Source organism: Clostridium sp. KNHs205 (assembly GCF_000702945.1).
GTDB lineage: Bacteria > Bacillota > Clostridia > Lachnospirales > Lachnospiraceae > Anaerocolumna.
The window spans coordinates 2,276,924-2,291,518 of sequence record NZ_JNLE01000003.1 but is presented as its reverse complement, the minus strand read 5'-3'; the positions used below and the strand labels follow the sequence as shown (position 1 = coordinate 2,291,518).

General features: G+C 35.4%; 11 protein-coding genes. 2 read left to right on the top strand and 9 right to left on the bottom strand.

Annotated elements, in window-relative coordinates; genetic code table 11:
• Positions 1-303 precede the first annotated feature (303 nt).
• Positions 304-1,311 (top strand): LacI family DNA-binding transcriptional regulator, encoded by a 1,008-nt coding sequence (locus tag BR73_RS0109910; RefSeq protein ID WP_197032645.1) that lies wholly within the window; start codon positions 304-306, stop codon positions 1,309-1,311.
• Positions 1,312-1,565: 254 nt separating this feature from the next.
• Here BR73_RS0109910 and BR73_RS0109905 read toward each other — a convergent pair whose 3' ends face one another.
• The 8 genes from BR73_RS0109905 to BR73_RS0109865 form a co-directional block, all read right to left on the bottom strand.
• Entirely contained in the window at positions 1,566-2,261 is a 696-nt protein-coding gene (locus tag BR73_RS0109905) for a DUF6320 domain-containing protein (RefSeq protein WP_033165396.1), read from the bottom strand.
• A gap of 5 nt (positions 2,262-2,266) precedes the next feature.
• Positions 2,267-4,423: an alpha/beta hydrolase fold domain-containing protein gene (locus BR73_RS0109900; protein ID WP_033165395.1), complete on the bottom strand. Its 2,157-nt coding sequence runs from the start codon at positions 4,421-4,423 to the stop codon at positions 2,267-2,269.
• Positions 4,424-5,153: 730 nt separating this feature from the next.
• On the bottom strand, positions 5,154-6,557 hold the full coding sequence (locus BR73_RS0109895) for a HAMP domain-containing histidine kinase (protein ID WP_033165394.1): 1,404 nt from the start codon (positions 6,555-6,557) through the stop codon (positions 5,154-5,156).
• On the bottom strand, positions 6,554-7,240 hold the full coding sequence (locus tag BR73_RS0109890; RefSeq protein ID WP_033165393.1) for a response regulator transcription factor: 687 nt from the start codon (positions 7,238-7,240) through the stop codon (positions 6,554-6,556). The genes BR73_RS0109895 and BR73_RS0109890 overlap by 4 nt, the downstream gene beginning before the upstream one ends.
• 75 nt (positions 7,241-7,315) lie before the next feature.
• Positions 7,316-8,200, bottom strand: a complete 885-nt coding sequence (locus tag BR73_RS0109885) for a DegV family protein (RefSeq protein ID WP_033165392.1) — start codon at positions 8,198-8,200, stop codon at positions 7,316-7,318.
• A 475-nt stretch (positions 8,201-8,675) separates the two neighbouring features.
• Positions 8,676-10,613: an FAD-dependent oxidoreductase gene (locus BR73_RS0109875; protein ID WP_033165390.1), complete on the bottom strand. Its 1,938-nt coding sequence runs from the start codon at positions 10,611-10,613 to the stop codon at positions 8,676-8,678.
• 344 nt (positions 10,614-10,957) lie between these two features.
• On the bottom strand, positions 10,958-11,545 hold the full coding sequence (locus BR73_RS0109870; protein WP_033165389.1) for a TetR/AcrR family transcriptional regulator: 588 nt from the start codon (positions 11,543-11,545) through the stop codon (positions 10,958-10,960).
• A gap of 176 nt (positions 11,546-11,721) precedes the next feature.
• Positions 11,722-12,597, bottom strand: coding sequence for an SDR family NAD(P)-dependent oxidoreductase (locus tag BR73_RS0109865; protein ID WP_033165388.1), 876 nt, complete (start codon positions 12,595-12,597; stop codon positions 11,722-11,724).
• Between the two features lie 166 nt (positions 12,598-12,763).
• Between BR73_RS0109865 and BR73_RS0109860 the strand changes: the two genes are divergently transcribed.
• On the top strand, positions 12,764-13,234 hold the full coding sequence (locus tag BR73_RS0109860; protein ID WP_033165387.1) for a MarR family transcriptional regulator: 471 nt from the start codon (positions 12,764-12,766) through the stop codon (positions 13,232-13,234).
• Between the two features lie 289 nt (positions 13,235-13,523).
• On the opposite strand, the gene BR73_RS0109855 is transcribed toward BR73_RS0109860, so the two are convergent.
• Positions 13,524-14,558 carry an alpha/beta hydrolase gene (locus tag BR73_RS0109855; protein ID WP_051685097.1) on the bottom strand — a complete coding sequence of 345 codons (1,035 nt, stop codon included), beginning with the start codon at positions 14,556-14,558 and terminating at the stop codon, positions 13,524-13,526.
• Positions 14,559-14,595 lie beyond the last annotated feature (37 nt).

Sequence of the window (14,595 nt, the reverse complement as noted above, 5' to 3'; positions counted from 1 at the left end):
CAATATGTAACGTTTCACGCAAAGAAAAGAAATTAGAATCATAATCTATCTGCCATTATGTAAAAATTATTATAAAATAGAATATGATTCCATACATATTTCGTGTAACGTTTCATTGTTCATATTTTATACAATAAACCAAAGTAGTGATTTTGTCAATTAAATCTTTCACAAAAACGATACATTTGTATAATTTATTAATTATTAATTGTACTATTTGTATACTATTAATGATTGTAACGTTTCATAATCTTATGTATAATAGAAGGAGATTTACAATTATTTATGAAAGAGGGGATTAAATTGAATAAAAACACAGCTCCCACTATGAAAGATGTTGCGAGAGAAGCCGGAGTTGCACTAGGTACAGTCTCAAAAGTAATAAATGGAATACCTGTTGGTGCAGACTATAAAGAAAAAGTTGATAAAGCAATAAAGAAATTAGATTACCAGGTAAATACCTACGCCAGAGGCTTAAAAACCCAACGTACCAAGACTATAACACTAATCGTTCCTGATACCCAAAATCCTTTTTATGCTGCTTTTACCCATTATATTGAATCGGCTGTTTATCAGCATGGCTATAAACTAATGCTTTGCTGTTCTAATGGGGTGCCGGAAAAAGAGATTGAATATCTTAATCTTGCTTCCCAAGCAAAAACGGATGGGATAATAGCATTGACTTATTCAGATATTGGAAATCATGTTCCTCCTCATATTCCCATTGTAACCTTTGACCGTTATCTGGAGAATACGGCAATTCCAAGAGTTTCTTCCGATAATTATGCAGGAGGAGTCTTAGCTATTAATAAACTGATGGAATTAGGGTGCAAAAAACCGGTTTACATACGTTTTCACTCAACTTTTGCAGGGGAAGCTGATAAGAGAAAACTGGGTTATTTAGCAGCCTGCAAAAATCATGGTATTGAACCGGACTATCTGGATGCTTTGGATTGTGATGACCCTAAAGAAATGATTACTAAATTTATTAATGACCATAAAAATCAAGATGGTACACTCTCTTTTGATGGAGTTTTTGCAAATACCGATTATAACGGATATATGACTCTAAAAATACTTCAGGAAATGGGATACCGCGTGCCGGAGGATATTCAGATAATTGGATTTGATGGTATCTATAAATTTGGCGATGTAAGAAATGGTTTATTTATTTCAACCATCTGCCAGCCTATAAAAGACTTAAGTCAATTATGTGTGGAAATCGTTCTGGCTGATGAGAAAAAGGTAATACCCAGTCTCACACTTTTACCTGTCAATTATCAATGGGGCGGTACTACAAAGATACAATAATATAGTAAAACCAGAAATTATTTAATAGCCTACCTAAATAGGCCATCCATTTCTCTGTTGCAGGAAACTCCTTTATGCTCAACAGACTAAAGCCAACAATAAATAAGGCGCTCTACAAAGCGAAGTAGTAGCGCCTTATTTTGTGGTATAATTATAGCCAATTTTACGAAATTAAACCCAGCCTGCGCAAGTAAAGCAAATCTATGAAATCAGTCAGATAATTCATTATAGTAATGATTTAAATAGATAAATACTCATATAAAAAACCGTTTATGCAGAGATTCACGTAAAGGCCGGTGAATAGCAATTACAATTAAGCTAATTCCTATAAAACAGCAGGTAGCAAAGGGATATGGCGCCCATATCAAGGTATCACTTACACCAAAGGTGTAATTTATAAGAGCTTCCAGCATCATCATAAACCCGCCCAAAGCAAACCATACAGAGCTTGCAATAAACAAATAGCCTTTATGAAGATAATGCAACAATGCCGCTGTTGCTGTCAGACAAACGCTTAAAACCAGAACAATAGGAAGCGCAAAAGTTAAAAACCATTGTCCATTTGTGAAGTAATTTATATAGGCAAGATAAATTCCAAGTGTTACAAGATTGATTGGAATATAGATTACCGGATTGCTCCGCTTTAACCAGAAAGGCAATGCTATCCAAACATAAAGTAAAATGATCCCGTTTGCCACATAACCTGACCATGTTATGCCCTGATTACCTTGATAATCAATAAATAAAATAAGCATACATACAATAGCAAACACGATTGTCATTATAATTAATAATCCTATGGGTTTTAATTTTTCGCTTTCCTTTTTAAAAGCAGGATAAGCCCCAGGCGTATTAGCTAATGGAATATCGGGATGATACGCTACGGTATTACATAGGGGGCACTTTTTTTGACCATCTGAAAGTTCCACTCCGCATTTAATACAAAACATACCATTTACCTCCGGTTTCCTTCCACTTTAACTTGTATTCCAAGACTTCTAAATATTTCATATACTTTTTGCTCCAATATGCTTTCTTGAATGCTTCTAACAAAATTCAGACATAAGAGACCCTCGAAAGAAATCATTCCACAATTATAAATACTCCGAGGACTTGCACCAAGTAAAAAATCGAAACGGTCAACATACTTTTTCATTTCGTCCGGTATAGCTGCAGCGCCCAGATTGGATAATGCAAGACAGCTTTTTCCATCACTTACAAAATAATGAGCTGCTTTCATAGCCAGGTTTTTAATAAATAACGGCATAAGCCGCAGGACCATAACCTGTTCAAATTTGATATTTGATGCAATAACTGCAGACATTTCCTTTTCATTAACCAATAATCCCATTTGATGATGAATTGATTTGCATATTTCCTCCAAACACCAGCACCCCATTTGGGGATTAATCCCGGGAGTAACAAAAAGTGCAAAATTTCTTAAAGTTTTACTGTTAAAAATCTTTCTTAGATTTACAGGGATTAAAATCTTTAAAGGTTTTTGATATCTGCCAGGAACAGCTTTATTTTGTATTTCATAACAGGCCTGCAGTAGCACAGCAGACATGAATTCAGTAATTGTCACTCTGTATTTTTTGGCAATAGCACGTATTTCTTCGGTGTCAAATAGAAAAGTTGTGGTATTGAGGTATCCATCATTTTCAATTGTACCCTTAAGTCTGTATGCACGGGTTATATCCCGATTTTTTGTTGTTTCACCGGCATATTTTGGGAAACTGTCCTGTGTTTCTTCTTCCGTTGCAAGATCAAAACTATTTAGTACGCCTTCATCGGAAGGAATTTCGACTCCATATCTTTGCTTGAGATATTCAGCTACAAGGGTTTTCAGGAAAACCAATCCGCCATTACCATCAGTGAGAGCATGAAAAAATTCTACTGCTATTCTTTTATTAAAAACTAGAACACGAAAGGCGCATTTCCGAATATTATCAAAGGGCATTCTTGCAATAGGATAACTCTTTTCATCTTCTATAACAGGGGCCATATTTATTTCTTCTAGGTAATACCAAAACATGCCTCGTTTCAGCTTAACAGCGATAGTAGGAAACCGCTTTACTGTAGCATCAAGTGCTGTCTGTAATGCCGTTTTATCGATTACATCAAAAAGTGTGGCTGATAAGCGGAAAACATGATTACTATTACGGCGGTAAGCTGCCGGAAAAATCTTAGCAGCGTTATCAAGGTGCATCCACATTAACTTAGGTTTATCCTCTAACTTGCTATTTAGAAATATATTAATCTCTTTAAAATCTGAACGGTTTTCTTTTAAGCAATAAAGTACATATCCATGCCACATTCCAGGCATAACAATCAATCGGCTGGTGCATCGGTCAGATAGCAGCTTATCATGAAGCAGTTTTGCATCCTCCAACATAATTTCACTGCCGCCAGCAAATATTAACGATGATGGAAAACCTGCAAAATCACCATATAAGGGTGATACGAAAGGATTCAATTTATCATCGGTATAACAGTTTGCATAGAAAATCAGTTCATCTTTTGTCATGCTTGGATCAGCTTCTTTATTGTAGTTATATGAAGCACCGGATAAAGTCAGATCACTCCATGGTGAGATACTGATTACGCCTCCGGGCAGGGGTATATTCCAAGCTTTTAGATAAAGGCAAAGCGAATAAACAAGTCCTCCACCTGCACTTTCACCACAGAAAATTATCTGCTCCGGTTTATAACCGCTAGATATAAGATACAGGTATGAAGTCAATGCATCCTCAAGAGCTGCCGGGTATTGATGTTCCGGAGCCAGCCGGTATGCTGCACAGAACACCCTCACATTGCATTTCTCTGCAAATATCGATCCTATAGATACAGCATAATCTATACCCCCGTAAATATATCCGCCTCCATGCAGATATAGCATCACCCCATTTTTTGTTTCATGCTTTGGAATGACCATTGCTCCTTTAAATTGTGGAAAATTTCTTTCATGGATAATCACCTTGCTTTTTTGCCGCATTCCAATTAATCTGCCTAGAAGCTCTTGATGAGAACGGCAGGTGTCTAAAGAACGGTTTGCTATGTTATATTTATATCTTAATAGTTGTTTTTTGATTAATTTAGATGAGATAGCCATCTTTATACTCCTTATTTCTCAGTGATAACATTATTTCCTAATATTGTTTTATATTAAAATCATGTTATATCCTTATAACCCAGCTTCAAAGGAATTTACTTTATATCAGTCTGGCATGCATAAAGTATCTTTCATAAACGCTAATTATTAAAAGAGTAACTTAGAACATTCTTTAAACAGTTTCCTTCCATTCAGTATTAATATTAATCCGGTTACAACGGTACAAGTACCAAATATGATACTCAAAACACCGGATTTTTTTATAACCAAATATGTTTTCTCCAAGATATTCCTCGCTTTCTTTAAAATAGATGTTGAATAATATCTTATATACTAAGATGTATAATTACATAAAGATTATATAAAATTAAAAAATTGAATTCTATAAATTTAACAATTGTCTACATTTGTCTACACTATTACGATTTATACTCATCTAAATTCCTTTTAGCTATATAAGAATAGATATAAAAATCCCAAAAAAATAACCCGAGAAAATTGCATCTCGGGTTATTTTACTTATTTTTTATTAAACTATATCTCTACTTAGTGATTACTTGGATTCATTAGGTCTTATACCAGAGCAAGTCTCTCCCCTGACTAATTATCTGCTATAATAAGCCAGTCACCACTCTTACTGAAAACTCAATTATGTCTATTATCAAATGATCCTTAACATACAAAACTATCATACATTCTAATTATAAAAAAGGATACGCATATTTTGTTTTCATACTTTATCCAATTTGAAAATAAATATAGTTTCATTTAATCCATCACTTTTTGCTATTACTTTACCATTCATCCTTGTAATAACTTCTTTGGCAATGGATAGCCCAAGTCCGGCCCCTTGTTCCTTATGTGCTTTATCAGCTTTATAAAACCTATCAAATATATACGGTAAATCTTCCTGATGAATAAATGATCCGGTATTATGAATACTAACAAGTGCTTTATTATCCCTGATACAGGCTGATAAAGTTATTGTACTGTTTTCTTTTGAGAATTTTATAGCATTGTCAATAAATATTGTAAGAACCTGACTAATACGGTCAATGTTACCCTTTACTAATATGGGGTCTCCATTTTCATTTACAATAAGTTTTATATTTTTTCCTTTTGCCAGCAATAAAAACTTGTCCTGTTGATCATAAAGTATATTTTGTATATTTACCGTTTGCATATCAAAGGATTTGTTCCAGGACTGCAACCTTGATAATTCAAATAAATCATTAACCAAACGGTTCAGTCTTTCTATTTCACTATAAATAACATCATAGAAATGGTTTCTTTTAACTTCATCCTTTACCATTCCCTCTTTCAACGGTATAATCAAACCCTTTACTGCTGTAAGGGGTGATCTGAGTTCATGAGAGACATTTGCTACATAATCTCTTCTGGTTTGTTCCAATCTTTCTGATTCTGTTATATCCCGAAACAAAAGTACAGTTCCTACAATATCATTTTGTTCTGAAAGTATAGGGGACCCTGAGAGTAAAATGCTCTTGTTTCCCAATGTGCAGGTTTCAACTTCAGTTTTATGGCTATTAATTACCATTATCGCTATTTTTTCAATTAATTCACGTATCTCTTCCTTCAGATCAAAATAAGTCTCTATACCAAACATTTCATAGAAAGGTTTATTTATTAGATTGACCTTCTGAGAAATATCGAGTTCTAATAACCCGTCACTCATGGAATTGAGTATTTGGTTCAACAAGTTTTTCTCAATTGTCAGGGAATTAATTGTTGCCGAAAGCTCTGTGGCTAACTGATTTAGTGTTTCTGCAAGCTGACCAATTTCTCCCTGGTAGTGATCTTTCGCTCGAACTGAAAAATCCCCCTTTGACATAGCAACGGCAACTTTATTCATTTCGACCAATGGATTTGCCATTTTTTTTGATGCAAACAAAGCAATTGGAATAATAATAATTACAAGCATGGAACATAAAATCCCTGTATTAACCCCAAATATAATTTCTTTTGCAGGATTTATCTCCTTCACATACTGGCTATAGATACTAAATAGTGCTGCAGTTAAACCGATAGAACATAATATAAAAGTAAGCATTACGGAAAAAATTATTTTTACATAGGAACTATTAATATTAAAATAATGAATTTTCTGCTTCATAGACCGGCCTCGAATCGATACCCCACACCATAAACAGATTGAATACGGTCGGCATATTCCTTAGGTAGATGGGAACGAATACGGTTGATATGTGTATCTATAGTTCTCCTGTCAACATAGGTGTAATCTGCACCCCATATTTTATCCAGCATTTCATCTCTGGAAAGCGTAATTCCCGGATTATTGAGCAGCAAAAACAATATTTCTATCTCTTTGGGTGTTGCATTAATTACTTTATTATTAAATAGCATCTTGTAATTGGATATATTGACCTGCAAATCATAAAAACTTATAACGGATCTGATATTCTTCTCACTTATATCATGTATCCTTCTTAGAACTGTTTTTATTCTTGCAACTACTTCCCTGGGATTAAATGGCTTTACTATATAGTCATCCGCACCTAATTCAAGACCAAGAAGCACATCGATTTCTTCGCCTTTTGCAGTTAACATTATGATTGGAATTTTTGATACCTTCCGTATTTCTTTACAAACATCAATTCCAGACAAATAAGGCATCATGATATCAAGAATAATAAGATCAAAATTACCGCTTAATGCATGCTGCAAAGATTCTTTTCCATCATATACACTTGTATACGAATACTGATTATCTTCCAGATATATACCTAAAGAAGTGTGAACTGAAATATCGTCATCGCATACTAATATATTTATCATCGAGAATCCTCCATTTCTTCTATAGATTGCTTAAAAACCAATTTTATTTTATCCCAAAATATAGAATATTTAAAGCTAATTTTTAATTACATAAGCAGCTATTCCAATTAACCCCGGTCCTACATGAACACCTAATACAGGACTTATCTGCCCTCTAATCTGAATTTTACAATGAGGCAGTGTACTTTTGATTTGTTCCTTGATTTTATCCAGCCCTGTTACCTGACCGCTATACATAATTGCTATTTCTGCATTTTTTGCTGTACTTACAAATTCCGTAATCAAGTCTACCGCTTTATTTACACATCTTTTTTTACCTCTTTCTTTACCTGCAATACAATAAGTTCCATCTTCACCACAAGTAATAATTGGCCTGATGTCCAATACTGAACCTAACAAGGAGGCCACACGTCCGATTCTGCCACCTTTACGGAGATATTCCAATGTCTCAACACAAAAAAATACTTTTGAATTTCCATACTCCTCTGTTAACAGGTTTATCGTATCCTCATAGCTATTCCCTTCTTTTAAGTGCTTCGCTGCAGATATAGCATACATGCCACTGGCAATCGCTATGTTTTTTGTATCCAGATGATAAAACTGAATTCCTTTTGAAGTATATTCATTACTTACAAGCCGCACCATGTTATATGTACCGCTTAGATTGCTCGATATATTAATTGCTATAATTTTAGTATAGCCATCCTGAATAATTCTTTCAAATATTTCATTTACATCCTCAAAAGCAGGGAGGGATGTCGTTGGTATTTCTTCTTCCATATTTTTATAAATAGTTTCCGGAGATATTTCAACTCTATCTTTGAATGAAGCATTTTTATAATTTATTCTAAGCGGAATAACATAGATTGGATAATCCTTCAGGTATTCTTCTGGTACATCACAGCAGGAATCTACTAAAATGGCAAATTCTTTTTTGTTATTTATAAATTTCTTATCCATTTCCTATCTCCTTTAAAAATATTTATTAACTTTCTACAGGATTATATTGTATCTAAAAGTTAAAATCTATAATTTTAACAATTGTTCACAATTGTATACATTATTCCTTCTTTAAAAAATCTATAAAACCTTAATCCAAATTTAGCAATCATTTAATTTATCCATGTTAACCTGGGTGTGTCTGAAAACTGCTTGTGCCGGGCTGGAGTTTCCACTTTGTGGGAGACAATTTGTGAAAACAGCAAGGCGTGATTTTGGGGACGTAGTGGTGTTACGTTCCCAAATAGCATCGCAGAATACCGCAAAGTGGGACATTCAGAACAGTACAATGAGTTTAGGTACAATGAGTTTTCAGGCACACCCTAAGAGAAAGCAAATAAAAAAAGCATTTTACTCATTAAGTTTAAAATGAATAAAATGCTCAATTATCTATAAAAATACGTATCGAATTATTTAAGTCACATTTTTTCCTCTGTTATATCGCCCTTGCAACTTCATTTGCTTCTGCAACAGCATTTAAGGCTCTTCTGGCTCTTACGGCATCACCAATGATATGGCAGGGAATTTCAAGTTTCTCACAAAAAGCACTAATATTATCAAAATTACGTGATTTTGCTCCAATAGCGATTACGACGCTGTCAGCAGGAACCTCTTCTATGCTGCCCATTCTATCTATTACTACTGCATTCTCTTTGATTTCTATACATTTTGCATTTGTTATGATTTGTACACCTGCAGCGTACAGGTTTTCCATAACACATATGTTACGTAATTGCCCAAGATCTTTCGCTGCCTTATCAAGCATTTCAACAACGGTTACACTTTCAGATTTCTCATGTACATACTCAGCAACTTCAAGTCCAACCAGTCCGCCTCCAATGACCACAACCTTACCGTTAGCTATTGCTTTACCAGCCAGTACATCATGGGAATTGGTTACATGTGTCTTGTTTATACCGGGAATGTTAAGTTCTATTGGGGCTGAACCAATGGCAATGATTACTTCATCTGGCTTTATCTCTTCAATTAAATTTGTTGAAACAGGGGTCTTTAGTTTTACCTCAATACCTTCCCCGATTACTTGTATTCCCATTGCCTGTGCTGCTTCTTTCATCTCTTCTTTTCTTGGTGCTTCTCCTGCCAGGGCAAATTGACCGCCAAGGGAATCTGAAGCTTCGCATATAATAGGGTGATGCCCCCTTTTCTTTAATTGCAGGGCTACCTCAAGACCTGCTATACCACCGCCTGCAATCAAAACCTTCTTTGGACTTTCTGTCTTAATAAGTTTATACTCTTCTTCTCTTCCTAAAGCCGGATTTCTTAAACAGGTAATAAAAGGTATCTCAGGTGATACAAAACCGTCATAACAGCCCTGGTTACAGCCTACACATCTGATAATACTGCTTTCCCTGCCTTCTATGGCCTTATTGCAAAATTCAGGGTCTGCAAGCTGCGCACGACCTATAACAACCATATCTGCTTTATCATTTGAAAGAATATTATCCGCTTGTGCAGGATCATTAATTCTTCCAACTGCAACGGTTAACATATCTGTTGCTTTCCTTATTCTTGCAGCATTTTCAACATTGAAGCCTCTTGGCAGATCAATAGGGGGAACCTCATATTTAATTGCTGCGCTGGAAAAATTACCTCGCGATATATCCAGTACATCAACTCCGGCAGTTTTCGCTAACTTGCAGAACTCTATAATATCTTCAATCGTTAATCCGCCTTCCAGATAATCATCCTGGGCATCAATTCTCATAAATAATGGCATATCTTCCGGTATATTGCTTCGTATAGCTGCAATACATTCCAGAAGAAATCTTGCACGGTTTTTCAATTCTCCACCATATTCATCTGTTCTCCTGTTAAAGAACGGGCTTAGGAACGAATGAGGGGTATAGTTGTGCCCTGCATGGAATTCAATGGTATCAAAACCAGCTTCAACTGCTCTTTTTGCACTCTCGCCAAAGGCGTTAACGCATTCTTTAATTACTTCAATACTGGCTTCCGGTATGGTATATTCAGTATCTGGTACCGGCATAGGACTTGGAATGATAATCATCTGTGTTTGATCACTGCCAACTGCCAAACCGCCAAGCCATAACTGGACACCGGCTTTTCCTCCTGCTCCATGAATCGCATCTGTAAGCTTCTTTAAACCAGGAATATATTTGTCCTCACTAATTGCAAGAAATTTTTTAGGTGAAGCGGCAGAATATACGGAACAGACTTCTGTAAAATTTAAGCCGCAGCCTCCTTTTACTCTGGCTACATGATAATCAATTATTTGCTGGGTGACAAATTTATCTTCTGTTGGCATCTTGGTACCCATTGCCGGAAACATAATCCGGTTCTTTAGCTCCAATCCTCTTATTTTTATTGGACTAAAAAGCTTATTATATTTCATACTTTATCCTCCTGATTTTAATTATGGGAAATAACCCATATTTTTTTCGTATCTTAATTTTAGATGTACATTTTAGTAAATCTCTTACTTTCATGTAATACCATCATTATTATAATATAGCTCCAAAATTTAATCAATATGTTTAAAACACTTTGTTTAATTTATAACAAAATTACAAACAAAAAAAGACTGCTAAAATTAGTCAGTCTTCTTATATTATGATTTGGGCGTCGAAAGGTCAGTTATTCAAAATGGGACGGCAAATTGCCTGTGCTCCTATTGAAGCAAGGCTTTTGACGCTCAAATCATATCATAAAACTATAACTGTTACATCAATCTATATTTCAGGATTTTGGACTTTCTCTTAAAAACTCAATAAGATACCTAATATAAGCTATCCTGGAATCCCTATCCTCTATTATTTTTTTATCCACATCAGTAAATTCATTGTTTTCTATGGGATAATTAATGGATGCCCAAAATATCATTCGCTTATACTGACATCTTAACTCGTCCTGATTTATTAGATAATCTAAAAGCTGTTGCACTCTGTTTGTCATGTTCTTTGAGGTTCTTAAAATTTTCTTTGAGGTTTCATCTTCTAGCTTAGAGGATTCATTAAGTATAACGGTAATTCCTGGATACCTAATAATATATTCCATGATTTCATTCGTAGCATATATAAGTTTTTCTTCTTCGTTATACTCCTCCTTTTCAAGGATCGAAAGAATAGAATGGACATTTTCAATGTAAAGTTCTTTGGCTTGCTTTAACATTTCTTCTTTTGTTCGAAAATAATAGTTAATAGCACTTACATTAACACCGGCTTCCTTTGCTATGGCTCTGACAGGTATATCACAGGAATGATTTTTTCCTATAAGAAAGAGTGCCCTATCCAATATTTTTTCCTCTATGCTTTTTAATTCTCTCAACTTAATTCCCCTTTTTATAATCTTGTGTTCATTTTGACTTTTGTTTTATAGGTTATTATATCATAAGTCTAAATATATACAACAATTTATGTATAACCAAGATTTAAAGGACAGTGATTTGGAATACACTGCAACTTTTAACTTCTTTCGTGTTTCGGCTTCTCTGCTTGTTGTGTTTATTTAAGATATCCTCTTTGTTCGAGCAAGCTTTTCGTAGTCTTCCATAGCTTATCCTGCATGGATTTATCACCGCCCGGATATATAGGCACAATGGATTTTCCGGTAACTACATTAAAATATCCTGCTGTCACTCCTTGATACTCTGAGCCTGTAGCCAAACGGACGATAATATCAGCACCTTTTCTCGGGTCGCCGATATGCAGTGTTTTCAATATTTTAGAAAGAGCAGAAGAAAAACCCAATTCCCGGCCAAGGCCTGTTACATTAAAACCTGGGTTCAAAGCATTGGCAGTGACTCCTGTTCCATCAAGCTGACGGCCAAGCTCACCTGTAAACATAATATCAAGCAGTTTTGTTTTTCCATAAAGCATTGATGAACCTCTGGCGGTAAATTCTGAAGTATCTGTCAAATCCACCGGCAAATTAAGTTCACCATGATTGCGTGATGCTTCGGAAGCGACATTCACTATTCGTGCGTTTTTTGAAGCTTTTAATGAATCTAATAGCGTATGTGTTAACAACCATGGCGCCAGATAGTTCACTGCAATCATTTCAGGAAATCCCTCTTTGGTTATTCGCTGTTTAAAGCCATGCAGTCCTGCATTGTTCACCAATATATCAATTTGGGGATATGCCGCTTTCATCTGATTTCCAATTCTTCTTACATCTTCCATAAGTGACAGATCACCGAAATAAAAGTTTATTTTAGCTTCAGGTACAGCATCCTTAATAATATTTTCGGCAATTTCCGCGCGTTTTTCATTTCTGGCTGTTAAAACCAGTTGTTTTCCGCGTTTGGCCAATTCGATTGCCGCCAGTTGTCCAAGACCGCTGGTAGCGCCAGTTACTACTGCAATTGGGTATGTTGACATATAATCCTCCCTAATTCCTAGCACTAAACACAAAGGTTTATTACTGTGTACGATACGTTATTCAGCTACTTGACATAAGCCAAAACTTCAAATATACTTGACATATATCAATTAAATTATATTGTATTGTTTGACATATGTCAAGTATATTGCGTGAGGTAACCCTATGGAAGAAAATATTATTACAAAACCGGATTCATCAAGAATACAACTTGAGTTAAAACTTGGCGATCAGCTCAATGCGCTGCTTAGTGCATCACATGCTTTAAATGTAAGAACTGCAGCCGTTTTTGATCCGACATTACAACCGGCTGCTTTCCTGATTGTCCGTTGGCTTCTGTCCAACGGGCCGTCCGCTGCTTCTCTTTTAGCTGAATCGACAGCTATGGACCGAAGCTCCGTCAGCCGTCTTGTTGCCCAGCTGAAACACCTGGGATATGTTAAAAGTGAGACTCACCCGGAAGACCGCCGCGGAGTATTATTATCCTTAACAGAACTAGGCCGTGAAAAAGCGTTAAAGGCTATTAAGGAAAAAGAAGAAGAGTTTTATAATCGCATTTCAAAATGGAAAGATTCTGATCTTGAAACATTTGTTTACTTGCTCAGGTGTTTTAACGGGTATGAATATAATAGTTGATTGGGAACTGGATATCATCAAACTTTCTTATTTGTCATTGCAACTCCGTCTCCATTCTTTAATAAGATCAAAAGTCAGCTTTCCATGTATAATAAAAACAGGCGAAGTTTCCTGTAGTCACCAAAACTTCGCCTGTGCTAATTTTGAACATAAGCTCTTGCTGTCGATAGTTCTAATCATAGTATCTGTATTATAAGCTTAAACGGACAAACCAGAGGACCTAAAGGGCTGAGACTTCTAAAGGCTCAAAAAAGGCTTCTAGTTAAAACCTATTCCCTTTCTTTTCACTCTAATTCGAATATGTACCTTCAGTGTATTTTAGAAGCTCTAAAATTTCTTTGTTTATTACTTCTGGATTAAACCAATGAACAGCGTGTCCTGCACCATCAACAACAACCTGCCTGCTGTTTGCCGACCACTTTAATAAATTCAGTTGATTTTCTTTGCTTTCCTCATAATTAGTTAGTTCTTCGGAAGTTATTATTCTAAGAGGGATGTCTCCCAGATAGCCGTGAGATAAAACGGTAGCTGCATTTTTTTCTTTGTTTTTTCCTTCATCCTTTTGATTTCTGTTATTAAAAGTCTTTAAGAACAATGACTCATCAAGGTTTTTTAATTGTTCAGATGCTCCTGACATTTCATTTCTTCCTGTCGATAGTGGTGTCGAATCATAAGGAAATATTGTATGTAACAGTAATCTTCCTAAGCCTATATTATTTGCCAAAGAAATTGAGCCTTTGAATATTGATGTACGCAAATAAACAAATGATGATTGCTTTTTTATATTTGTATACATAGCAGGATTGGAGCCATCTATTAAAACAATGCCCCCGACTTCATCGGGATACAATTGCGCAAATCTGATAGCTTCCAGTGATGCTATAGAATGTGCCACATATATATAAGGCGGCTTCTCGCCCGCTTTTGACAGCACTTCATGTATTTCTTTTGTCATGGTATCAATGTCTCTGGGTGCGGTGGTAGTATCACTCCATCCATACCCTGGTTTATCATATACTGCCACTCTAGTGAACTTTGAGATTTCCCTATATAGTGGATAAAAGTCAACATATCCGGATGGTATTTGAAACCCAGCTCCAAATACAACTGTTACACCCCCTGTTCCATCTGCGCAAATATGCATAGAATGACCGTCGACATCGATTTGTTTACCAACAAAAGGGTATTTCTTACTATCTAAAGATCTGCTTATATTCTCATATATAATTCCGGAGGTTAACAGTACAAGGATTCTTAATAAGATTTTTATTCTAACCTTTATTTTTCTTTTTTTCTTTATTCTCGTTTCAGTTAATAATGTCATGATAATCCACCTTCCCTTCGGATACTGGATAATGGAC